The organism is Microbulbifer zhoushanensis, from assembly GCF_021729055.1.
GTDB classification, from domain to species: Bacteria; Pseudomonadota; Gammaproteobacteria; order Pseudomonadales; family Cellvibrionaceae; genus Microbulbifer; species Microbulbifer zhoushanensis.
In genome coordinates, this window is the sequence record NZ_JAJSAO010000007.1 from 118,542 (window position 1) to 142,009 (window position 23,468).

Below are 23,468 nucleotides of genomic sequence, written 5' to 3' on the forward strand. Positions count from 1 at the left end.
CCCGCTACCCGGTTACTAAAAAAGGCCTTAATTCAGGGAGCGCCCGGGGTTATTTCCCAGGCGGCGCCCATGGCTATTTTCAAAAGCCCCGTGGCTATTTCTCAAAATAGGTATAACCGCTCATGCTGGCGGTATAAGTGTGCAGTATCTGCTTGCGCTGTTGCGGGCTGATGCGGCCGTCCTTGACTGCCTTTTCCGCCAGCTTGCGGAACCGTTCGAACATGTCCTGCGGGCGGTACTCAACGTAGCTCAGCACATCGGCAATGCTGTCACCCTGTATTTCACGGTTGTAATCGACGCTGCCGTCGCCGTTGATCCGTACATTGACCACATTGGTGTCGCCGAACAGGTTGTGCAGGTCGCCGAGGGTTTCCTGGTAGGCGCCCACGAGGAAGGCGCCCAGGATATAGTCCTCGCCGTCTTTCAGGGGGTGCAGCGGCAGGGTTTTCTGTTCTTCCTGGCGGCCGATAAAGCGGTCGATCTTGCCGTCGCAGTCACAGGTGATATCCGCGATGATCGCCGAGCGGGTAGGCGCCTCATCGTGGCGATGAATCGGTACGACCGGGAAGACCTGGTCGATGGCCCACATGTCCGGCAGTGACTGGAACACACTCACATTGGCGTAATAGATATCAGACAGCACCTCGGGTAGCGCCTGCAGGTCCACCGGGATTTCCTCGGCCTCGTCGAGCAGGGCGCGAATTTTCTGCGCCGCCTGCAGGAACAGGTTCTCCGCGTTGGCGCGCTCGCGCAGGCTCACCTGCCCGTGCAGATAGAGCGAGCGCACTTCATCGCGGTAGTACAGGGCATCGTTATAACTCTCCTGCAGGTTCTTTGCGGTCACATTGTTAGCCGCATCCTGGAGATAACGCAGCATCGGGTGGTCGTCTTCGGTGATTTTCGTGTGTTCCAGTTCCACCGGCTCAAAGCGGGTGGTGTCGAGGATGTCGAAAAGCAGTACCGAGGAGTAGGCCACGGTGGCGCGGCCCGATTCGGTAATGATCACCGGGTGGGCCACGCCCTCGCTGTCCAGGGTGCCCATGATCGCTTCCACCACATCCACGCAGTACTCGTCGAGGGAGTAATTCTTGCTGTGCGTGTAGTTGGTCTTGGAGCCGTCATAGTCCACTGCCAGGCCTCCGCCCAGGTCCAGGTAGCCCATCGCGGCGCCTTCTTCCACCAGGTCCGCATAATAGCGGCACGCTTCCAGAACGCCGGTGCGAATGTCGCGGATGTTCGGTACCTGTGAACCCAGGTGGTAGTGCAGCAGCTTGAGGCAGTCGAGCATATCGTGGTGGCGCAACTGGTCCACCATGGCGATCAGGTCGTTACTGCCCAGGCCGAAAATACTGCGGTCGCCACTGGTGGCATTCCAGTAACCGCCCACCTTGGAGGCCAGCTTGATGCGCACGCCGATATTGGGGCGCACCTGCTCCCGTTCGGCGCAGGCGATAATGGTGGCCACTTCCGATGGTGTCTCCACCACAAAAAATACCTGCACGCCCAGGCGCTGCGCCTGCAGGCCCAGATTGATAAATTCCTCATCCTTGTAGCCGTTGCAGACAATCAGGGACTCGGTATTGTCGAGTGTCGACAGCGCCGCAATCAGCTCAGCCTTGCTGCCCGCCTCCAGGCCATGATTGAACGGGCTGCCAGCGCGTGCAATTTCCTCGATCACCTGGCACTGCTGGTTCACCTTGATCGGGAAGACGCCACGGAACACATTGTTGTAGCCGCACTGCTCGATGGCCCGTGCGAAGGACGTGTTGATCAGCGCAACCTGGGCGTCCAGCAGGTTTTCGATGCGCAAAAGCAGCGGCATGCCCAGGCCGCGCTCCATGGCGCCCCGTGCAATTTCCAGCATGGACACGGACTGCGTGTTGCCATCAGTAGTGGGTGCCTGCGCGGTAATCTCGCCTGCCTCGTTAAGGTCGAAATATCCTGCCCCCCAGTTGCGGATACCATACAGGTCCGCGGAATCTTCCCGGGTCCAGTCTATTATCTGCTGCTGCTTCATGGCGTCTTATCTGTTGCGTTTGTTCGGGCGCGAATCTTGGGCCCATCGCTTTCCGAAAGCAATAACTATAGATTCAAAAAAACCGCTTTTTTACAGCGGAAAAATTAAATTTTTATTCGGTTTTTTCGCGGCCGGTTTTGTCGGCGTGAAAAGCTTTCCCTGGAGGAGCCTGGATAGGCTCCATGCTGCCCGGTTTGCGCGCACAGGAGCGTGAAACACAGCGCACTTCGGCAAGCTGCCGGCATCTTTTCGCCGGGCTGCGGGTCGCCGACAAGAAATGAATGAAGTTTCAGTTTTGTGGCGCTGGTTACTTTATGGCGCCGGGCAAATTAATGCCGGGAGGGATCGGTGACTGGATTGGTAGGGGCAGCGGGCAGGCATAAAAAAGCGGCCCGGGGGCCGCTACAGGTCTGCTGATGGAGTCGCCTGGGGGATCAATAGAACCCGGGGTTCTCGACAATCCGGTAACCGCGGTGTCTGTGATCCCAGACGTAATAAGTGTCATAGGCCACGTAGTAATTAAGCCCGCCGAAGGTCAGGGAAATCGCTGTGCCGGGCAGGCTGGTGACCACCGCGCCGATGGGCGGGCGGGTCACTACATAGCCGTGATCGTGGCGACGATAGAAGATCCCGTCACTGTAGAAGAAGCCGATGCCACCCAGGCTGATGCGAACATAGTTGCGCGGCAGGTGGCGCCAGCGGTAACCGTAGTGGTAGTGTGACGGGCGCCAGTGGTGGCGGTGCTTGCGATAGTGGCGCTTGGTGTAATAGCGGTCCTTGTAATGGCGCTCTTTGTAGTGGCGTTTCTTCCAGTGCTTACGCTCGTGTTTCTTCCAGTGCTTGCGCTCGTGTTTTTTCCAGTGCTTGTCGTGTCCGCGTCCCGGGTGGCCATCGTGGCCCCTGCCGGTATGCTTGTAGCGATCACCGTGGCCCCGGCGATCGCCGTCGTAATCACCCCGGCCGCGACCCCGGCGATCACCGTCGTAGTCACCGCGGTCGTGACGCTTGCGCTTGTGGTCACCGCGGCGCTTGCCGTGGTCCTCACGCTCGGCGCGGCGGTGCTTGCGCATGGCGTCGTCAAAGGCCGACCCGGACAGCTGGGAGTCTTTCTGGTAACCGCGGAAACCGCTACGGCCTTCCCGGTCAGCAAACGCCGGGCCCGCCAGAAGCAGGCTGGTGGCTGCGATTACAGTAATCAGTTTTTTCATGGCTCTGTCTCCATCGTGCGATCGAGGCGCAGGGGGCCACCTCTCGTACTGTGGGGCACAGTGTGACGGGATGCGACTGAATCTTTCCTGAACCGATGCACAGATTTCCATTCAGGTTGCCGCGGTGCGGCAGCGCGGACCGGGGGATAAAACCGAGGAATTGTTCTGGTTTGGCGAATCTGCCGGCTTTTAGGGGTGTTTTCGCCGCGTTTTTGGCGGAGATGGGCGATTCTGTGGCGCTGCTTATATTGTCCAACGGATAGCCAGCGAGTATGATGCGGCGCTATTCGAGACCCCTTTCGCTACCCCTGAAGTGATTGCGATGCAAGTATTCCACCATGTGGCCAGCCTGCGTGAGGCGCTGGCCGAGGCCCGCAGCGCCGGCAAGACCATCGGTTTCGTGCCCACCATGGGCAACCTCCACGATGCCCATATCCAGCTGGTCGAGACCGCCCGGCAGCACTGTGACGTGGTGGTGGTATCCATTTTCGTCAACCGGCTGCAGTTCGGCCTCAATGAGGACTGGGACAAGTATCCCCGCACGCTGGAAAACGATATGGCGCGCCTGCGGGCGGCCGAGTGCGACTTCCTGTTCCACCCGGAGGAGAGCGAGATCTACCCCAACGGCATGGACCAGCAGACCCGCGTCGTCTGCCCGGCCATGACCGATGTGCTCTGTGGCGCCAGCCGCCCCGGGCACTTTGAGGGTGTCACCACGGTGGTGGCCAAGCTGTTCAATATCGTACAGCCGCACAAGGCGGTCTTCGGGATCAAGGATTTCCAGCAGCTGGCGGTGATCCGCCGCATGGTGGAGGACCTGTGCATCCCGGTGGAAATCGTCCCGGCACCGGTACACCGGGAGCCCGACGGCCTCGCCATGAGCTCCCGCAACAGCTATATCACGGCACAGGAGCGCCCGCGGGTACCGGTGCTCAACCAGTGTCTGAACTGGGTAAAGGAGGAGATCGAGGGCGGGCGCCGCGATTTTGCCGATCTCGAGGCAGAGGCGTGGAAACGCATCGAGCAGTCGGGTTTCAAGGTGGACTATTTCTCCATCTGCAACAGCCGTAACCTCGAGCCGGCCGCACACGACGATACCGAAATCACCATCCTGGGCGCCATGTACACCAGTGCCGCGCGCCTGATCGACAATGTTTCCCTGGAACTCTGAGGGGAGGTAGCCCGATGCAGATCGAAATGTTGAAGTGCAAGCTGCACATGGCGGCAGTGACCCAGGCTGAACTCTGGTACGACGGTTCCTGTGCCATCGACCAGGACCTGGTAGAGCTGGCGGGCCTGCGCGAGTTCGAGAAAATCGATATCTACAACGTCAGTAACGGCGAACGCTTCCATACCTATGTGATCCTGGCGGAGCGCGGCTCCGGCATCATCTCCATGAACGGTGCGGCCGCGCGCCGGGTACAGGTGGGCGATCGCATCATCATCGCTTCCTATGCGCAGGTGAGCGAAGCCGAGGCGGACAGTTTCAAGCCGAAGCTGGTCTACCTCGACGAGCACAACCGCGTCGAGCGCAGTACCAACACTATCCCGGTGCAGCTGGCCGAGGCCTGAGTCACCGCAAGCGACCGGGGATCAACCAGCACCCGGATCTCCCCCGGGCCCGTCTCCACTGAACTTTATTTGCTCCCCGCCCCTGTAGGGGCGAGCCCTGTGTTCGCCGGGGTGGTGGGCGGGAACGGGCGGAGACAAGATCCGCTCCTGCGGCATATTCCCCAGAGCTAATGGATACACGGCGGGTTCCATTCGCCAGTCACGCCGCCCATCTGGGGGCCTTGGGAGCCGGCAATCCCCAGCCTACCATCTGCCTGTTGCCCGCAACCCGACAGGCACCGTCATGCTTACCTGCCCGAAATCCGGAAAGGCAGTGCCCTGGGCAGACCTGCTGAAATCCGGGTGCCGGATCTTTATCGGCTCCAATGCCGCTGTTCCCAACGCCCTGGTGGCGGACCTGATCGATCACAGCCGTGGCCTGCACGACATCGAGGTCACCCATATCCTCACGCTGTCCGACAACGTGTGGGCCGAACCCCGCTACCGGGACCTGTTCAAGGTGAATTCACTGTTTATCGGTGGCGAGAAGGTGCGCGATGCGATTGCCGAGGGCCGTGCCGACTACACGCCCTGTTTCCTGTCGGAAATCCCACAGCTGTTCCGTGAGCAGGTCCTGCCCCTGGACGCGGCGCTGGTGATGGTCGGCCCCCCGGATGAGTTCGGCTACTGCTCGCTCGGGGTCAGTGTCGATGTGGTTTCGGCCGCAGTAAGGTTTGCCCGCAGGGTGGTGGCCCAGGTCAATCCACGGATGCCGCGCACCAGTGGCCACAGTTTCGTGCACGTGCAGCAGATTGATGCCTGGCTGGAACAGGCGCAGGAGCTTCCGGAAATACAGCCGCCGGAGCTGGACCAGGTAACCGAGCAGATCGGCCAGTACGTCTCGCTGCTGGTGGATAACGGGGCCACGCTGCAGCTGGGTATCGGCAAGATCCCCGATGCCGTACTGCGTTACCTGGGCAACCACCGCGACCTGGGGGTGCACAGTGAGATGATATCCGACGGTATTATCGACCTGATGCAGAGTGGGGTGATCAATAACCGCAGGAAAACCTTTCACCGCGGCAAGGCCGTGACCACTTTCTGCATGGGCACGCGTCGCCTTTACGATTTTGTTGACGGTAATCCGCACGTGGAGTTCTACCCCGCGGAACATGCCAATTCCCCCACCAGGATTGCCCGCAATGACAAAATGGTTTCCATCAATGGTGCCATTGAAGTAGACCTGACCGGGCAGGTGGTGTCCGATTCCATTGGCCGGAAGTTCTACAGTGGTATCGGCGGCCAGGTGGATTTTATCCGCGGTGCGGCCCTCAGCCGCGGTGGCAAACCGGTTATCGCCCTGCCGTCCACTACCCGTGACGGGCAGCACTCCCGTATCGTGACCACTATTACTCCCGGTGGCGGGGTCGTTACCTCCCGCGGCCACGTGCATTACATTGTCACCGAGTACGGCATTGCGTCGCTGCACGGCAAGAGTATCCGCGAGCGCGCCCTGGAGCTGATCCGCATTGCCCACCCCAGGTTCCGCCGCGAACTGCTCGAGCAAGTGCGGAAATTTTACTGGGTACCTGAATACCAGGAGCTGGCGCCCACCTCGGTGCCGGAACTGGGGCCGGTGGAATCGAAGCGGTTTACCTTTGACGGTATCCGCTACACCCTGCGCCCATTGCGGCCTGCGGATGAGCGCCTGTTGCAGGAATTCTTCTACACCCACAACAAGGAGACCCTGCTGATGCGCTACAACCACCACGTGACGCAGATGTCGCGGGAAAAGTCCTGCAGCCTTGTGAGCGTTGACCAGCGCCGCGACCTGGCGCTGTGTTTTACCGATCGCCAGGGGCAGGCCGAGGTGATCCAGGGAGTGGGGCGCTATTACTACATTGCTGCCGACAACAGCTGCGAAGTGGCATTCGTGATCAAGGAGAGCCGCCGGGGCAAGGGGATAGCCACCACGCTACTGGAGGAGATGGAGGGCATTGCCCGCAGTCGCGGGATAGACCGCATGGTGGCCTGTGTGCGCCGGGACAATCACCCGATGCTGGCGGTATTCGAGAATCGCGGCTTCCAGGCCATACGCGGCGAAGACCTGGATGAGGTCACGCTGGCACTGGATCTCGGTGGGGAAAAACCGGCATAGTGGGGTCCTCTTCCCGTTTGGCCTCAGGCAGCAACCGCCAGGAGCGCAGCATGTCCATCGGTTTCTTTACCCACCCGGCCTGCTCCCTGCACGAGATGGGTGAGGGCCACCCGGAGCGGCCCGCCCGACTGGCCGCGATCCAGGACCAGCTGCTGAGCAGCGGGCTGGATTTTGTCCTGCGCCACTTCGAGGCCCCGGCGGCCACCCGGGCGCAGCTGGAGCGGGTACATGAGCCCGCCTATGTGGAGTCCATCTTCGCCCGGGCGCCCAGTGATGGCCGCGAGATCCTGGATCCGGATACATCCATGTGCCCGGATTCCCTGGAGGCCGCATTGCACGCCGCCGGTGCGGCAGTGGCGGCGGTGGACCGGGTTATGGCCGGCGAAATACCCTCTGCTTTCTGTGCCGTGCGCCCCCCGGGGCACCATGCCGAACGCGATCGCGCCATGGGCTTCTGCTTGTTCAACAATATCGCCATCGGCGCGGCCCATGCCCGCCAGCACCACGGCCTGGAGCGCGTGGCGATCGTCGATTTCGATGTGCACCATGGCAACGGCACCGAGGATTTCGTGCGCGGTGAGCAGGGCTACCTGTTCTGCTCCAGTTTCCAGCACCCGTTCTACCCGTTTTCCGGTACCGGCGACCTCCCGGCACATATCATCAATTCACCACTGGCACCCGGTGCCGGGGGGGGAGAGCTGCGTCGCGTGGTGGAAGAAGACTGGTTGCCGGCACTGGAGGCTTTCCGGCCGCAGATGGTATTCATCTCCGCCGGCTTTGACGGCCACATCGAGGACGACATGGCACAACTGCGTTTTGTCGAGGAGGATTACCGCTGGGTAACCGACCGGGTGCGGGAACTGGCCGGGCGCCATGCGCAGGGACGCATTGTATCCACCCTGGAGGGCGGCTACGCACTGGGTGCCCTGGGGCGCAGCGTCGCGGCCCACCTGCAGGGGCTGATTGGCAACTGAGCCCGGCGCCAGGGGCGGGCTATTCCTCGTAGATGGCGTAGAACTTCTTTACCGATCCCAGGGTCTCCCAGGTGCCCCTGAAGCCTGCTGGTATGCAGAAGGCATCACCGGTGGCCACGCGCTCGCTGTGTCCATCGCTGTCGGTGATCACTGCCTCCCCCTCGATGATGTAGCAATACTCGTCCTCACTGTAAGTGAGCTCCCACTTACCGGCATCGGACGACCAGATGCCACAGAAAAAATTATCCCTGGAATTGGTGAAAAAGTGCTCGGTAAGTTGCTGCGGCTGTCCCGCCAGCAATTTGTCCGGTGCCACCGGGCCCGCCTCGCGCTCCCCGGCGCCCTCTTCGATTCGCAACAGTTTAACGGCCATGTTGCCGGTACTCCTTCTTATGATTCTCCAATCACAAAAATGTGATCACTTTTTTATGGGTGCTTATTGTGCCAGCGAGCGGCAAAAATGGCACGTGAATCCGTGGGCGACCGGGATTCATTTTTGTCTGCGCGTTATGATGAATTGGAAGGCTGGCTGACAGCGTTGTCATTCTGTCGTTGCCAGTGGTATAACAGGTCGGGATACTGGCCGGCGTGCCCAGCAGCCGCTCTGCCGCCGGCCAATGCGCTACCCTCTGGAGACATGTCAGCCAGGGCGTACGCCAACAGCCCGATAATTCTAATAAGGGAGAAAACGATGTCCGAAGTCCATACTCATCCCGTACCCCCGGAATTTGCCGCCGACGCGCATATCAGTGCGGAGGACTACCAGGAGTTATACCGACAGTCCGTGGAAGACCCAGAGGGGTTCTGGTCACAGCAGGCCAAGGATTTCCTGCAGTGGGAAAAACCCTTCACCCGGGTGGTGGAAGAGGACCTGAAGAAAGGCCATGCGGCCTGGTTCGCCGATGGCGAGCTGAACGTCACCGTCAACTGTATCGACCGGCACCTGCCCGCGCGCGCAGAACAGACTGCGATCATCTGGGAGGGTGACGATCCCGCTGACAGCAAGCACATCACCTATGCCGAGTTGCACGAGCAGGTATGCCGCCTGGCCAACCTGCTCAAGGCCCGCGGCGTCAAAAAGGGCGACCGGGTCTGTATTTACATGCCCATGATTCCCGAGGCCGCTTATGCCATGCTTGCCTGCGCCCGCATCGGGGCTGTGCACTCGGTGGTCTTCGGCGGCTTCTCCCCCGATTCACTGAAAGACCGCATTCTCGACAGCGACTGCCGCCTGGTGATCACCGCCGACGAGGGTGTTCGCGGGGGGCGCAAGATTCCTCTCAAGGCCAATGTGGACAAGGCGCTGTCCAGCTGCCCGGATGTGCACACTGCCATCGTGGTCAAGCGCACCGGTGCCAATGTGGACTGGGACAGCAAGCGCGATATCTGGTATGCGGAATCAGTGGCGGAGCAGGAAGCAGAGTGCGAGCCCGAGATAATGAACGCGGAAGACCCGCTGTTTATCCTCTACACCTCCGGCTCCACTGGCAAACCGAAAGGCGTGCTGCATACCACCGCCGGCTACCTGCTCATGGCCACCATGACATTCAAGTTCACCTTCGATTACAAGGAAGGGGAAGTGTTCTGGTGCACCGCGGACGTGGGCTGGATCACCGGCCACAGCTATATCGTGTACGGCCCGCTTTGTGCCGGCGCCATAACGCTGATGTTCGAGGGTGTGCCGACTTACCCGGATGCTTCCCGCTGCTGGGAGGTGGTGGACAAGCACAAGGTCAATACTTTCTATACCGCGCCCACTGCTATTCGTGCATTGATGGGGGCCGGCGATGAGTTCGTGACAAAAACCGACCGCGGCTCCCTCAAGCTGTTGGGTACGGTGGGGGAGCCCATCAACCCGGAGGCCTGGGAATGGTATTACGAGGTGGTGGGCGACGGCCGCTGCCCGATCGTGGATACCTGGTGGCAGACCGAGACCGGTGCCCACCTGATTACCCCGCTGCCGGGGGCCATGGATATGAAGCCCGGCTCCGCCACCCGACCGTTCTTCGGTGTGCAGCCGGCACTGCTGGACGAAAAGGGCCGGGAAATCGACGGGGAGGGCGAGGGTGCCCTGGTAATGAAGGCCAGCTGGCCCAGCATGATCCGCTCGGTGTTCGGTGACCACCAGCGCATGATCGATACCTATTTTTCCACTTTTCCCGGTTACTACTTCACTGGCGACGGCGCGCGCCGCGACGCGGATGGCGATTACTGGATCACCGGGCGTATCGACGACGTGCTGAATGTGTCCGGCCATCGCCTGGGCACGGCAGAGATCGAGAGTGCTATTGTCCTGCATGATGACACTGCCGAAGCGGCGGTGGTGGGGTATCCCCACGATATCAAGGGCCAGGGCATCTACGCCTATGTGACGCTGAAAGCCGGCCACGAACCCTCCGATGCGCTCAAGCAGGAACTGATCGACCTGTGTGTGAAGGAAATCGGGCCCATCGCCAAGCCGGATATCATCCAGTGGGCCCCGAGCCTGCCCAAGACACGTTCAGGCAAGATCATGCGCCGCATCCTGCGCAAGATTGCCGGCAACGAGCTGGATTCGCTGGGGGATACGTCCACCCTGGCGGACCCCTCGGTGGTGGAGGACTTGATCGAGCAGCGAGCCAACCGCTGATACTGGCGCTGGCTACCTGCCGGCAGTAGCCCGGCCGCAAAAGCGAACCCCAGGGGTTCGCTTTTTTTGTTTCCCGGCTGGGGGTCGGTGCCCGGAATCGAGGGATGCAGCGGAATTGCATTCCTGTGCCCGGAGGCAGGGAAGGTATCAAGAAGGCCTGCGGGAACTACCGACCAGAAAACAGGACGTCGACGGGATCCGCGCTGCCGGCAGCGCGCCTTAAAAAATTTCGGTGCCCTCACGCTTCAACTGATCGCGGTACCCCGCTGCCGGTGCATTCACACTGAAGTGTATCGCTGCCCGAAAACCAGGAGCACTGGTGTGCTCGATTATTTTGTCGGGTAGTATGTCCTGCATGTCCCCCGATAGCCCCGCGAACGAAGACATGACACCATTGAACCAGCAGCAATATCTCTGTGAGCACTATCGCTTTAATGCGGAGCAGCGCCTGAAGGGGTTTAATTTCTTTGTTGTCCTGTCGATTTTTGCCGAGGGCGGTATCTTTACTGCTGTTGAGAAAGGCTTCCACCCTCTGATCCTTACCCTGCTGGGCGGCTTTGTGCTGATTCTGTGCTGTGTTTTCTGGCTGGTGGACGCCCGCAGCCGGCAACTGCTGGCCATGGCCAAACCGGGGTTGAAACTGCTGGAGGCAGACCTGCCGCCGGCAGCGCGTATATTTACCCGCGACAGCGAGGAACGGGGCGGGCTGGTGCGGTTCACATTTGCGATCCGCGCGTTACTGGCAGCGCAGTTTATTTTCGGTGCCGGAGTGGCCTTTTACGGCCTCTGGCAGTGGCTGGTATAAATCGGGGGAATCACCTTGAACCCGGATGGCTTTCAATCCCGCTTGCCCACACTAAATGGGGACGGTGTGCAGTTACGGTGGCTGGAACCGGCGGACCTTCCTGTATTACAGCGGCTTTTCGGTGATGACGAGGTGGTGCGCTTCATGGCCCTGTCCCGCCTGGAAACACGAGCCCAGGCAGAGGTTTTCCTGGAGTCCATTGTCGAGGGGTTTCTCGAGGGCAGCCTGTACCAGTGGGGCCTGGAAGCGGGAGGGCAGCTCGTGGGGACCTGTACCCTGGCGGGTATCGACCGCGACAACCGGCATGCGGAGATCGGCTTTGCACTGGAGCGCGCCCATCGCGGGCGCGGGCTGATGGCACGTGCCACCCGGGCACTGCTTGGCTTCTCTTTTCGCTTCCTGGCGCTGCACCGTATCGAGGCAGATGTGGACCCGCGCAATACCGCCTCCATCCGACTGCTGGAAAAACTGGGGTTTGCACGAGAGGGGTTGCTGCGGGAGCGCTACCGGGAGCAGGACGGTTACCAGGATGCCCTGATCTACGGGCTGCTGGCGCGGGAGTGGCAGGGAATACCCGCCACGGATTCACAGCCTGTCGGTAGATAGTGACCCGGGTCACCCGGTGCAGGCAGCTGTCGGTTCCCCCTGTGCCCGGCCCCCTGCATGTATCCCATGCCCGCCTTCAGGGCGGGAGAGATTGACTACACTTCCGGCATATCGTTGAAGCCCTGTTCCCTTTTTCCCGATTCGCCGGAGGAAGTCGTTAATGCTCGACCATGTTGGCGTGCATGTGCACAGCTATGAACGCAGCAAGGAATTTTACCGCCTCGCCCTGGCGCCGCTGGGTTACGAGTTGATCCTGGAATATGCGGGCTGGGCCGGCTTTGGCTGGGCCGACCGGCCAAGCCTGTGGATCCGGGGCGGGACCAGCATGACCCCGGCCCTGCACCTGGCTTTCCGGGCCGAAGACCGCGACGCGGTGCGGGAATTTCACCGGGTCGCGCTGCAGGCAGGCGGCAAGGACAATGGAGAGCCCGGCCTGCGGCCGGAACAGCATGCAGATTATTATGCGGCATACGTACTGGATCCGGATGGCAACAATGTGGAAGTGGTTTGCCACTTGCCGGAACTGTCCGAGCCCTGAGCCGCAGGGTTAGCCCCCGGGTTGCGCCGGGGGCCGACGGCCCGGTAATGCGGTCCGGGCAGCCTCTTTTCTTTTCCGGTATCCTGCCTGGTCACCAATATTAACAATAAATAACCAGCAACCATGCAGAATGTATTTATTACCGGCAGTGGCAGCTTCCTGCCCGGTTTGCCGGTGGATAACCGGGAAATGGAAGGGCGCATTGGCCTGCTCGGCCCCCACAGCCGTCGCCTCAAGTCGGCGACCCTGCGCCAGAATGGAATTCGGCAGCGACACTATGCAATAGGTGCAGGTGGCGACTACCTGTTTACCAATGCGGAAATGGCTGCGCGGGCGGTCGAGGCTGCATGTGACCGGGGTCGGGTGGACAGCAGCAGCCTGGACTACCTCGCCGCCAGCACCACCCAGGGGGATATGCTGGTGCCCGGCCATGCCTGTGCCGTTCATGGTGAGCTGGGCAATGGCGCGCTGGAATTGGGGTCGTTCCAGAGCGTATGCGCCAGCAGCATGATGGCGATCAAGTCAGCGTACCTCGGCGTGAAGGCAGGGGAGCACCGGCGCGCGGCCGCCTGCGGGAGCGAGTTCTCGAGTCGCTGGTTCCAGCCCGGGTTTTACGATTCAGTTGACTTTTCCACGATGGGGACCGGGGAAGCTTTCCAGTATGAATTCCTGCGCTGGACACTGTCCGACGGCGCCGGCGCACTGTTGATGGAGACGGAACCACAGCCCGGTGTGCCCTGCCTGCGTATCGACTGGATCGAACAAAAGTCCTTTGCCCACCGTTTCCCCTCCTGCATGTCCGCTGGCAGTTCCCCCGGCCCAGATGGCAATCACCGTCCCTGGGCGCATTTCGGCTCCCCGGCCGGTGCCATCGAAGGGGCGGCTTTCCCGCTGCGCCAGGATTTTACCCTGCTGGAACAGATGTTCCCGGTCTGGGTTGGCTATTACCTGGAAGTGTTGGAACGCCGGGAAATTGATCCCGCCCGCGTGAAATATTTCCTGCCCCACTATTCGGCCCGGGCCCTGGGGGAGCGCATGAAACAATTGCTTGCAAGTGCCGGGGCGATGATTCCGGAAGAGCGATGGCGCAATCACCAGGACCAGGTCGGTAATGTGGGCAGTGCTTCAATTTTCCTGTTGCTCGACCGCCTGTTAAGGGAAGAGCAGCTACAGGAGGGGGACAGGGTCCTGTGCTTTGTCCCGGAGAGCGGCCGTTGCCTGGCCGCATTTATGTGCCTGACGGTGGTATGAAAATATGGGAAGCGAATTGAGCGAGGCCCAGAGGCTGGTCCGCGAGCTGGGGCAGACCTGGGCGGAGTTTGAAAGCCAGCTGGTACAGGTGCCCATTATCGCACGGGCGCTAAGGGGGGCCATTCGCCTGGAGGATTACCGCCAGTTACTGCACGATCACTACCAGCAGGTTATTGACGGCGCCTGCTGGATATCCCGGGCGGCCTCCTCAATTGGCCGCGAGCATCTCGAGCTGCGCTCGCAGTTCCTGCGCCACGCGGGCACCGAACACCGGGATTACCAGATGCTGGAACGGGATTACCAGGAAGTCGGTGGTGAACTGCGACAGTTGCGAGAGGGGCAGAAGAACATCGGGGCCACTGCACTTTCGGCCTGGATGATGCAACGGGCTTCGCAGCCGGATCCACTGGACCTGCTGGGGGCCATGTTTATCATCGAGGGGCTCGGCAAGCATTTCGCCGGTATTTTTGCCCGCGCCCTTCAGCAGCACCTGAACCTGCAGGATAGCCAGGTGAGTTTTTACCGCTACCACGCCGCACATGATGAAGATCACCTGCAGCAGCTCCACGACGTGTTCGATTCGGGCCTGTTGGAGGTGCCGGGAATGGCGGGGCGTATTGCGCACACCGCGCGGGTGACTGGTCGTCTTTACCTGTTGCAGCTGGAAGAGCTGGGGAATTACTGATGGGCTGGAAAAGCGATTTTGAACAGTCGAACCTGAACCATTCGGATCCAAATCCCTGGCTGGTGCTCTACCTCGATCGCAGCCTGCCAATCCATGACGGTGCCAAGCGCGCCTTGCTGGCCGGCCACAATACCTGGTCGCGCCGGCTGCTGTTGCCGGTGGTGCGGCCGCTGGCCCGTCTCTCCATTGTGCTGGTGCAATTGCTCCGCCTGCTGATCCCGGAGCGCTGGCATTCCTCGCGGATATTACATCGCACCATTTACTGGGGACTGCGGTACTTTGTGCGTGCGGACGCCAACTACCTAATCCTGCGCCACTTCAATATCGGCACGGAACTGCTGCAGTTTATTGCCGACAATGTCGGCGGCGTTGAGATCGGCAGTACCCGCCCGTTGCGGCCGCGGGAGCTGGCAGACCTGCTGGATGATACATTCCTGGTCCATGACCTCAATATTTATAATTTTATCGGCGACCTGAACAGTCAGCTGGCGGAGCAGGGGCGCGAGATCCTGCCGGCAACTGAGCTGGACTTCAGTGCCATCTCCGATGGGGATTTTGACCTTGAGCCGGGCGGGCAGTATGCCACCAGCGTCCTGGACCTGCAGACGGCGATCGAGTTGTACACCCCCCTTTACGCTCTTTTCCTTTCGGATCACGATTTCTGGCGTGCCAGTAACTCCCTGCAGCTGGACGAAACCATTTCGATCTATATTGGTAAGTTGCTAAACGACAGTACGGCCCTGTCGCTGGTCAATAATCGCCACCCTATGGTCCCCCACACAACATTGCAGGCGGGGTTCCGCCTGATGCTACATGGCCTGGATGCAGAGATCCTGCACGGCTACCTGCGACAGCTGAAACGGGCGGGCCAGTCTGGGGCAGCGGAGCAGGTGAGTGATGAGGGACGCGAACATGCCGTTGCCGGGACCTGATTGGCGGCAGTGATGAACGCGGAGCCGGGGCGACAGGTTCGCCTTGCTCCGGAACAGGATTGGCTGGGCTTCCAGCATCAACTACAAGGATATCGCCATGCGACCCCATGCTGCCCTCAGTGTTCTCAGGATTGTCCTGGTTATTACCGGGCTGTTTTTCATCTTTGGCATCTACGCCATGATGATGTGGGTCTGGCCCGAGGGCTGGGGCTGGACGCCAAGGCAGCCCGAGTATGAACAGATGATCATGGGTATCTACGCCACCCTGGGCGTGTTCCTAGTTCTCGCCGCGCGGGACCCGCTGGCCAATGCCAGCCTGATCTGGTTTACCGTCTGGTCCAGTCTGGTACATGGCCTGATCATGCTGGTACAGGCCATTGTCGACAGTACCGAGCGGGCCAACCTGCTGGGGGATGTGCCGGCGCTGTTGATCCTGGCTGCGGTGCTGGGCTACCTGATGCGCCGGGCCAGCCCCGCGCCCGCCGGCTAGGCAGGCCGCCTGCGAGGTTTGTGCGCGGCCGGGGCGGCGCGTTAGCATAGCTGCCCATTATCAAGCCGGTTGCCGATATGTCCGCAAACCCACATCCCTACGATGGCCTGACACCCGACGTGGTCATCGACTGCGTGGAGACCACCGGGCTGCTGTCCGATGCGCGCATATTTCCGCTCAACAGCTATGAAAACCGCGTTTACCAGGTGGGAATCGAGGACGGTGAGCCGCTGATTGCCAAGTTCTATCGGCCGGGTCGCTGGAGCGATGCCCAGATTCGCGAGGAGCACAGCTTTTCACTGGAGCTGGCCGCGGCCGAGATCCCCGTGGTGGCGCCGCTGGAGTTCGATGGCCGCACCCTGATGGAGGCGCACGGCTTTCGTTTCGCGCTGTTCCCGCGCCGCGGGGGGCGCCAGGTGGAGCTGGATAACTTCGAGCACCTGGAGCAGGTGGGGACCATGCTCGGCCGGATTCACGCCGTTGGGCGGGCGCGGCCCTTTGAGCACCGGCCGGCACTGTCCCTGCAGCACTTTGCCATCGACAGCCGCGAATTCATCCTCGCCGGGGATTTCCTGCCGCGGGAAAACCGCGACGCCTATGCCACGGTGACCGGGCATATCATCGACGAGATAGCGCCCCTGTTCGAGCGAGACTGGGAGACGCTGCGCCTGCACGGCGACTGCCACGCGGGCAATTTCCTGTGGCGCGACGACACGCCCTGGTTTGTGGACCTGGACGATTGCCTGACCGGGCCCGCAATCCAGGATATCTGGATGCTGCTCTCGGGCAACCGTGCCGACCAGACCGCTTACCTGGACACAGTGATCGAGGGCTATGAAACTTTTTCTCCCTTCAACCCTCAAGAGTTGCAACTGGTTGAACCGTTACGCTGCCTGAGGCAGATGCATCACGCGGCGTGGCTGGCGCGGCGCTGGGAAGACCCGGCGTTCCCCCTGGCGTTTCCGTGGTTCAACAGCCCGCGTTACTGGGCGGAGCATATACTGGCATTGCGCGAGCAACAGTCGGCCCTGCTGGAGCCGCCGCTGACCCTCGGCGCGATCTGAATCCACAGCGAACGGCGCGGTTGCTTGCGCCGCCAAGGAGCGATACCCGATGGAAGCCCATCAGCTCAATACCGCCGCCCGGGAGGGCGATGCACTCTGGCAGCAGATCCGCGCTGACGTGGCGCAGCAGGTGGAGCGCGAGCCGATCCTGGCCAGCTTCCTGCATGCCACGATCCTCAACCACAGCACGCTGGAATCCGCACTGAGCTTCCACCTGGCCAACAAGCTCGACAGCCCGGTAGCCCAGGCGCTGTTGATCCGCGAAGTGATCGACGAGGCGCTCGACAGTGACCCGGCCATCGGCCGCGCCGCACGGGCCGACCTGAAGGCGGTACAGCAGCGGGACTCGGCCTGTTCCTCGCTGTATGAGCCCTTTCTCTACTTCAAGGGCTTCCACGCCCTGCAGGCCTGGCGGGTGGCCCACTGGCTGTGGCAGCAGCAGCGGCGCTCACTGGCGCTGTTCCTGCAGCACCGTATTTCGGTGGTGTTCAGCGTGGATATCCACCCGGCGGCGACGCTGGGGCAGGGCATCCTGCTGGACCACGCCACCGGCATCGTGATCGGCGAGACCGCGGTGGTGGAGGACAATGTGTCCATCATGCAGTCGGTAACTCTCGGCGGTACCGGCAAGGAGAGCGGCGACCGGCACCCGAAGGTGCGCGAGGGTGTGCTGATTGGCGCCGGCAGCAAGGTGCTGGGCAATATCGAGATCGGGCGCTGTGCGCAGGTGGCCTCGGGCAGCGTGGTACTCAAATCAGTGCCGGCGAAGAAGCTGGTGGCCGGCGTGCCGGCCCGGGTGATCTGCGATGCCAGCTGCGACGCGCCGGCCCTTTCCATGGACCACTGCGCCCTGACCCAGGTGGACCGGCAGCTGCCCTGATTACTGCCATCAAAGTGACCCGCCTGGATCAATTGTTCCCGTTTGTTGTCGGAATTGCTTCCTCCTGTGCCTAGACTATGCGCAACCGTTGTTCTGCCCGGCTCCGGCCGGGGGAACGCCGGTGGCACGGGTGATCGGTAAACACAACTATCCTGATAGCCATGAAATACAGTCTCAGCGCCAAAAACCTTGTCTGCCGCAACCTGGAATCACGCGCCAGTTATTGCGCCGGGCTGACCAACCCGGACCAGACCCGGGAAATCACCAGCATTGTGCGCAGCGACAGCGGGTTGCTTTCGCATAACTTCAACCAGGCGGTCACCAATGCGGTGGTCCCGGCGATGATCCTGAAGCGCTTTGTGGTGGACTATTTTGCCGAGCGCCACAGCCCGTTCACCCTCTGGCACTGTGCCAGCAAGCCGATGGACGAGGCGGAACTGGCAGAGCTGGGGCTGGCCCACCGTGACACCCTGGTGGCGATGGCCATTGAGATACAGCGGCTGGCGGCGGACGAGAATCTGCCGGATGAGCTGCGCGACCGGCTGGAGATAGTGGCTGTGGGCGCTGAGCAGCTGGGGGAATACGGCGACCTGCAGGCCCAGCCCTTTGGCGGCACCCGGGAGGCGCCGCAGGTGCGCAAGTTCTACCAGAAGCTGGCGGAAATCCCCGAGCAGAAGCGCAGCCGCCTGAAGTTTTACCTGGCCCGCCTGGATGGCGAGGCAGTAGCCTCGGGTTGCCTGTTTGCCTCGGCCGATGCGCTGGGGATCTATGACCTGGAAACGGTCGAGGCTCATCGTGGCAAGGGCATCGGCCGTGCGCTGTTCAACCACCTGCTGGCCCAGGCCCTGCACAGCCACCACAAATATGCGGTGGCACTGACCCCGGAGAACCGCCAGAGTGCGTACCTGGACGCCGGCTTTTTCGCGGTCGGCCAGGTCAGCCGCTACCTGTTCGAGCCCTGAGTCCGCGCCAGCAGCTCAGGCGCGCCCGACCGGAAAGGCGATGACTTCCTCGATCCGCCGGTAGCCGCCGGCCAGCATCAGCAGCCGGTCGATACCCAGGGCCACACCGGCACACTCGGGCATGCCCGCCCACAGCGCCTCCACCAGCCGTTCCTCATAGGGATAGACGTGCAGCTTGTGCGCGCCGCGGTAGCGGTGATCGGCCTCGAAGCGCCGCAACTGTTCTTCGGCATCGGTCAGTTCCCAGTAGCCGTTGGCCAGTTCCAGTCCGCCGACGTAGGCCTCGAACCGCCGCGCCACCGGCCTGCCGGTATCATCGGGCAGCACCTTGGCCAGTGCCGCCTGGCTGGCGGGAAAGTCGTACAGGAGGGTAATGCCCGGTCCCATCCGCGGCTCCAGGTAATGGCTCATCAGCAGGTCCAGGCATTCGTCGCGATCGGCAGGGGCGAATGAGAGTTCCACATTTTCGGCGGTACACTCGCGCAACGGTTCGATGCCGGCGGTATGGGGGTCCAGCCCCAGGTGTTGCAGGAACAACTCCCGGTAGCTGAGGGATTCCACCGTTTCGATATCCAGCAGGGTGCGCAGCAGCTCGCCCACCTCGAGCATCAGGGCGCGGTCGTCCCAGCCGCAGCGGTACCACTCCAGCATGGTGAATTCCGGGTTGTGGCGACCGCCGGCCTCTCCCTCGCGGAAAGCCTTGCCCAGGTAGTAGCAGTCGCCCAGTCCGGCCGCCAGCAGGCGCTTGAGCCCAAATTCCGGGCTGGTGGCGAGATAGGCCGCGTCGCCGTTAAGCAGGGCGGTAATGGAATCGATATGGGGGTCGCTGGTGGCGCGGCGGGAGAGCACCGGAACTTCCGCTTCCAGCACCTGGCGCTCGGCGAAAAACTGCCGCACCCGGGCCAGCAGCGCGGCGCGCTGGCGCAGTGCCGCGAGGGACGCTGTAGGTTGCCAGGTATGTTCGGTCATTGTGCGGGGCCTCATGCAGGAACGGCCGCTGGCCGCGACCGCTGGTGGCCCGGGCCACCCTCAATCGCGGCCAGCGGCCGCCCATACAGGAAATAGTGTGCCGGAATCAGTCGTCCTTGGCGCGACCCAGGTACTCGCCGGTACGGGTGTCGACCTTGATGGTCTCGCCAATCTCCAGGAACAGCGGTACCTTGACCACGGCGCCGGTGGACAGGGTCGCGGGCTTGTTGCCGCCCTGGGCGGTATCGCCGCGCAGGCCCGGGTCGGTATCGGTAATCTCCAGGATTACATGGTTGGGCGGGGTCACTGCCAGCGGGGAGCCGTTGTAGAGGGTGACGGTGCAGATATCCTGCTCTTTCAGCCACTTGGCGGCATCACCCACCGCTTCGACGCTGGCCGGGTGCTGTTCGAAGGTGTCCGGCTCCATGAAGTGATAGAACTCACCGTCGTTGTACAGGTACTCCATTTCCCGGTCCATCACGTCGGCGGCTTCGAGGCTCTCGCCGGAACGGAAAGTGCGCTCCCAGACCCGGCCGGTCTTGAGGTTGCGCAGCTTGACCCGGTTAAATGCCTGGCCCTTGCCGGGTTTGACGAATTCGTTCTCCACGATGGAGCAGGGATCGCCGTCCAGCATTACTTTCAGACCGCCCTTGAATTCGTTGGTGGAATAACTAGCCATGAGTTCCTCTAAATCAGAAAAACGGTGCGGTTCGCATAAAAAGCACCGCCCGCTCTTTAAATTTCACTGTAACTGCTTAAAATTTGCGCGCTTTGCGCCACAGAATAGCCGCTTATGATACAGCACGTCCCAGCCGCCAGTGAAATCGTTGCCCGGGAGGAGGCTCCCGCTGCCTCCGGCCGCCGCTGGCAGGAAGAGATGACCGACCTGGTCACGGACCCCGCCGAGCTGGTGAAGCTGCTCGGGCTGGACCCGGAACAGCTCCCCGCCGCCCTGCGCGCCGCCGACGGCTTTGCCCTGCGGGTGCCGCGGCCCTATCTGCGCCGCATGCGCCCGGGGGACCCCCGCGACCCCCTGTTGTTGCAGGTGCTGCCGGGGGCCCCAGAACTGGAGCCGGCGGCGGGATTCACCAGTGACCCGCTGGCGGAGGCGCAGGCCAACCCGGTGCCGGGCGTGGTGCACAAGTATCGCGGGCGCCTGCTGCTGATCGCCGCGGGCCAGTGCGCCATCAACTGTCGCTACTGTTTCCGCCGTGAATTCCCCTACAGCGACAATCACCTGACCCGCAGCCAGTGGCAGGGGGCGCTCGACTATATTCGCGCGCAGGACGAGCTGCGTGAGGTCATCCTCAGCGGCGGTGATCCGCTGGTGCTCAATGACCGCCAGCTGGCACGGCTGGTGGAAGAGCTGGCCGCGGTACCGCACCTGGACAAGCTGCGCCTGCACACCCGCCTGCCGGTGGTGGCGCCCAGCCGGGTTACCGATGAGCTGGTGACATGGCTCACCGGTTCGCGCCTCAGGCCGGTGCTGGTTTTGCACTGCAACCACGCCCGCGAGATCGACGATGAAGTCCGGGCGGCACTGCGGAAGCTGCGCGCTGCAGGTGTCACCCTGCTTAACCAGGCGGTGCTGCTGCGGGGCGTCAATGATTCGGTGGCGGCCCTGTCGGCACTGGGGGAGGCCCTGTTCGCCAGCGGGGTGCTGCCCTATTACCTGCACCAGCTGGACCGGGTGCGTGGCGCGGCCCACTTCGAGGTGGATGATGGGACTGCGCGGGACCTGGTGCGAGGCCTGAGGGAGAGCCTGCCCGGTTACCTGGTGCCGAGACTGGTGCGGGAGATACCCGGGGAAAGGTCGAAAACGCCAATCTAGTTTAGCTGGGTGACAGCGCTGGCAGAAGCATGTCGGGTTAGACCTGTTTGGCGCTTTTGGCGTGATCGTTGTCTCAATATTGTCGCATAAAGCTTCTTTATGGGCTTGTGAGTCTAATTTCGCTCTTCTTATACTGCTGTAACCCAACGGACGGTTACAGTAATAATGATGGATGATATAGATGCCGCCGCCCCGGCCCGGGCGAGCGCCCCCGCGAGCTTTGCCAGCAAGCTCGGATTGCCCTCACGTGCGCTGCCCGCCCTCAGTTGCGGCTGCGCCAGCGAAAGCCAGCTGGACCGGTGGCTGAGCCAGTACGAGCTGCATCCTTTCCACCCCTCCGACCAGCAGCGGCTGGTGACTTTGCTGGCAGGGCTGGTGGAGGAAGTTGCCCAGTGGCGCGCACCGGCAGCCACCCGCCTGCCAATCCTGGAACTGCTGCGCCAGCATGCCGTCACTTGCGGCGATGCCATCGTCACCCAGCGCAGTGCGCTCAGTGCCACGCAACTGGAAAAGCTGCGCCGAAGCCTGCAACCGGTGGTGGGGCTGCTGCAGAAACTCTTTGTGGCCTACGCCAGCCTGTGGGTGCAGCTGGAGGACACCGCCGGTGTTCCTTTCCTGATGCGGGAAAAACGTGCCCGGACCCTGCACCGGGCCGTCGATGCCGGCGGCCGGCTGCTGCGGGTCACTTCCCTGTTCGGCCTGGCGCCCCCGGAGAACTGCTGGCGCAACCTGCATCTGCTCCTGCAGCGCGGCTTCCCGCAGCAGGTGGCGTGGCGGCGGGTGTCGGATCCACTGGAATCCCGCGGCCGCACCAGTGCGGTAGATGCCTATATCAGCGCGGCGCTGTTTTTCAGTGCCAATCCCGGCCAGTTGGACGGCGAGCAGCAGGATGCGTTCTGGTGCCGGACCCGGGACTGGTGCCGCCTCGGCACGCTGGAGGAGAACTACACCGAAACGGGCGATAGCCTGGTGGCCTCCACGGAGCTCGACCAGGCGCCCCTGCCCGCGGGCAGGCTGTCCGCCAGGGCGGTCGACAGCGACCGGTTCCGTGCGCCGCGGGGCTGGAGGCTGGGCCTGTCAGCGGTCCTGCAGCGGGTGGAAAAGCACCTGGAAAAGAATTTCGATCCCCTGGTGGAGCGTGCCCGCGATGCATGGGGCGGTGCCACGGGCCGTGGCGAGGAGCGCAAGCCGGGGCAGGCGGAGTGCGTGGTCAGCATCGGCCTCGGGGCTACCTGTTTCAACCTGCGGGAAAAGGATGGCAGCGGGCCGGGTACTGGCGATATGACTGCCTGGCTAGACCGGGAAGAGGAGCGCGTATGCCTGGAGGCGGCAGCGGTGGATTACCAGTCCGGCCGCACCATGGCGGAATACGATGTCAGCCTGCCCTGCGCACCGAGTCTCAGGAGCGAGCGCAGTGCGGGGACCAGCGGCGCCGCCCGCCACTACCAGACCGAAGTCGCCGAGGTATTCAACCGCAGTGCCCGCGGTCTGGGGTTGAGGCTCTCGCCGGCCGCTGGAGAGCGCCTGCGGGTTGGTGAGCTGGTCGGCGTGCGCATGCCAAATGGCTGGCAGGTGGGGGTGATCCGCTGGCACCTCAGCCGGGTGGACTACAGCGATGCCGGTGTCGAGATCCTGGCTCGCCACGTGGCGCCGGTGGAGGTTCGCCGGCGCAATTCCGCCGGTCGCGCTTCGGCGCCAATCCCGGCCCTGCTGACCCGCGAGGGTGACGGCAAGTGTGTTGCCCTGGTCCTGCCAGTCCCCCTGTTCAAGGCCTACGACGAGGTCGAGGTGATTACCGGCAGTGTGACCCGCCCGGTTAGCCTGCAGCGACAGACGGTGGCAACCCCCTCCGTTGCCCGGTTCGATTTTGTGTGAGGTCTATCTCCATACCCGTGTGCGGTGGCTACCCGCTCTTGTA

At 62.3% G+C, this 23,468-nt stretch carries 22 protein-coding genes; 17 read left to right on the plus strand and 5 right to left on the minus strand.

What is annotated here, in order from left to right; all coding sequences use genetic code 11:
• Positions 1-94 precede the first annotated feature (94 nt).
• Positions 95-2,017 carry a biosynthetic arginine decarboxylase gene (gene speA, locus LVD10_RS15195; protein WP_232940722.1) on the minus strand — a complete coding sequence of 641 codons (1,923 nt, stop codon included), beginning with the start codon at positions 2,015-2,017 and terminating at the stop codon, positions 95-97.
• Between the two features lie 434 nt (positions 2,018-2,451).
• On the minus strand, positions 2,452-3,225 hold the full coding sequence (locus LVD10_RS15200; protein ID WP_237064181.1) for a DUF6515 family protein: 774 nt from the start codon (positions 3,223-3,225) through the stop codon (positions 2,452-2,454).
• Between the two features lie 322 nt (positions 3,226-3,547).
• Between LVD10_RS15200 and panC the strand changes: the two genes are divergently transcribed.
• From panC to LVD10_RS15220, 4 genes are all read left to right on the plus strand, one after another.
• Positions 3,548-4,396 carry a pantoate--beta-alanine ligase gene (panC, locus tag LVD10_RS15205; protein WP_232940724.1) on the plus strand — a complete coding sequence of 283 codons (849 nt, stop codon included), beginning with the start codon at positions 3,548-3,550 and terminating at the stop codon, positions 4,394-4,396.
• Between the two features lie 14 nt (positions 4,397-4,410).
• Entirely contained in the window at positions 4,411-4,797 is a 387-nt protein-coding gene (gene panD / locus LVD10_RS15210; RefSeq protein ID WP_232940725.1) for an aspartate 1-decarboxylase, read from the plus strand.
• Between the two features lie 313 nt (positions 4,798-5,110).
• Positions 5,111-6,934, plus strand: coding sequence for a GNAT family N-acetyltransferase (locus LVD10_RS15215; RefSeq protein ID WP_237064182.1), 1,824 nt, complete (start codon positions 5,111-5,113; stop codon positions 6,932-6,934).
• 50 nt (positions 6,935-6,984) lie between these two features.
• The gene (locus tag LVD10_RS15220; protein ID WP_237064183.1) at positions 6,985-7,908 is read left to right on the plus strand and encodes a histone deacetylase family protein; all 924 of its coding nucleotides are present in this window, start codon (positions 6,985-6,987) and stop codon (positions 7,906-7,908) included.
• Positions 7,909-7,927: 19 nt separating this feature from the next.
• On the opposite strand, the gene LVD10_RS15225 is transcribed toward LVD10_RS15220, so the two are convergent.
• Positions 7,928-8,281, minus strand: a complete 354-nt coding sequence (locus LVD10_RS15225) for a cupin domain-containing protein (RefSeq protein ID WP_232940728.1) — start codon at positions 8,279-8,281, stop codon at positions 7,928-7,930.
• A gap of 318 nt (positions 8,282-8,599) precedes the next feature.
• On the opposite strand from LVD10_RS15225, the gene acs reads away from it, so the two are divergent.
• From acs to LVD10_RS15280, 11 genes are all read left to right on the plus strand, one after another.
• On the plus strand, positions 8,600-10,537 hold the full coding sequence (gene acs, locus LVD10_RS15230) for an acetate--CoA ligase (RefSeq protein WP_232940729.1): 1,938 nt from the start codon (positions 8,600-8,602) through the stop codon (positions 10,535-10,537).
• Positions 10,538-10,922: 385 nt separating this feature from the next.
• The gene (locus LVD10_RS15235) at positions 10,923-11,342 is read left to right on the plus strand and encodes a hypothetical protein (protein WP_232940730.1); all 420 of its coding nucleotides are present in this window, start codon (positions 10,923-10,925) and stop codon (positions 11,340-11,342) included.
• A 66-nt stretch (positions 11,343-11,408) separates the two neighbouring features.
• Complete coding sequence (locus LVD10_RS15240; RefSeq protein ID WP_237064184.1) at positions 11,409-11,948, plus strand: GNAT family N-acetyltransferase; 540 nt, start codon at positions 11,409-11,411, stop codon at positions 11,946-11,948.
• A gap of 160 nt (positions 11,949-12,108) precedes the next feature.
• Positions 12,109-12,486: a VOC family protein gene (locus LVD10_RS15245; RefSeq protein ID WP_232940732.1), complete on the plus strand. Its 378-nt coding sequence runs from the start codon at positions 12,109-12,111 to the stop codon at positions 12,484-12,486.
• 123 nt (positions 12,487-12,609) lie between these two features.
• Positions 12,610-13,737, plus strand: coding sequence for a 3-oxoacyl-[acyl-carrier-protein] synthase III C-terminal domain-containing protein (locus LVD10_RS15250; protein WP_237064185.1), 1,128 nt, complete (start codon positions 12,610-12,612; stop codon positions 13,735-13,737).
• Positions 13,738-13,741: 4 nt separating this feature from the next.
• Complete coding sequence (locus LVD10_RS15255; protein ID WP_232940734.1) at positions 13,742-14,422, plus strand: iron-containing redox enzyme family protein; 681 nt, start codon at positions 13,742-13,744, stop codon at positions 14,420-14,422.
• Positions 14,422-15,354, plus strand: a complete 933-nt coding sequence (locus LVD10_RS15260) for a DUF6999 family protein (RefSeq protein WP_232940735.1) — start codon at positions 14,422-14,424, stop codon at positions 15,352-15,354. Before LVD10_RS15255 ends, LVD10_RS15260 begins: the two co-directional genes overlap by 1 nt.
• 97 nt (positions 15,355-15,451) lie before the next feature.
• Entirely contained in the window at positions 15,452-15,844 is a 393-nt protein-coding gene (locus LVD10_RS15265; protein ID WP_232940736.1) for a DUF6632 domain-containing protein, read from the plus strand.
• Between the two features lie 77 nt (positions 15,845-15,921).
• On the plus strand, positions 15,922-16,908 hold the full coding sequence (locus LVD10_RS15270; protein WP_237064187.1) for a serine/threonine protein kinase: 987 nt from the start codon (positions 15,922-15,924) through the stop codon (positions 16,906-16,908).
• Positions 16,909-16,957: 49 nt separating this feature from the next.
• Positions 16,958-17,788 (plus strand): serine O-acetyltransferase, encoded by an 831-nt coding sequence (gene cysE / locus LVD10_RS15275; RefSeq protein WP_232940738.1) that lies wholly within the window; start codon positions 16,958-16,960, stop codon positions 17,786-17,788.
• A gap of 161 nt (positions 17,789-17,949) precedes the next feature.
• Positions 17,950-18,750, plus strand: coding sequence for a GNAT family N-acetyltransferase (locus LVD10_RS15280; protein ID WP_237064189.1), 801 nt, complete (start codon positions 17,950-17,952; stop codon positions 18,748-18,750).
• A gap of 15 nt (positions 18,751-18,765) precedes the next feature.
• On the opposite strand, the gene epmA is transcribed toward LVD10_RS15280, so the two are convergent.
• The gene (epmA, locus tag LVD10_RS15285; RefSeq protein WP_237064191.1) at positions 18,766-19,719 is read right to left on the minus strand and encodes an EF-P lysine aminoacylase EpmA; all 954 of its coding nucleotides are present in this window, start codon (positions 19,717-19,719) and stop codon (positions 18,766-18,768) included.
• 106 nt (positions 19,720-19,825) lie between these two features.
• Entirely contained in the window at positions 19,826-20,398 is a 573-nt protein-coding gene (gene efp, locus LVD10_RS15290) for an elongation factor P (protein WP_232940741.1), read from the minus strand.
• A 114-nt stretch (positions 20,399-20,512) separates the two neighbouring features.
• On the opposite strand from efp, the gene epmB reads away from it, so the two are divergent.
• Positions 20,513-21,550, plus strand: coding sequence for an EF-P beta-lysylation protein EpmB (epmB, locus tag LVD10_RS15295; protein WP_232940742.1), 1,038 nt, complete (start codon positions 20,513-20,515; stop codon positions 21,548-21,550).
• Between the two features lie 165 nt (positions 21,551-21,715).
• Positions 21,716-23,425, plus strand: a complete 1,710-nt coding sequence (locus LVD10_RS15300) for a cyclic-di-GMP receptor FimW-related protein (protein WP_232940743.1) — start codon at positions 21,716-21,718, stop codon at positions 23,423-23,425.
• Positions 23,426-23,468 lie beyond the last annotated feature (43 nt).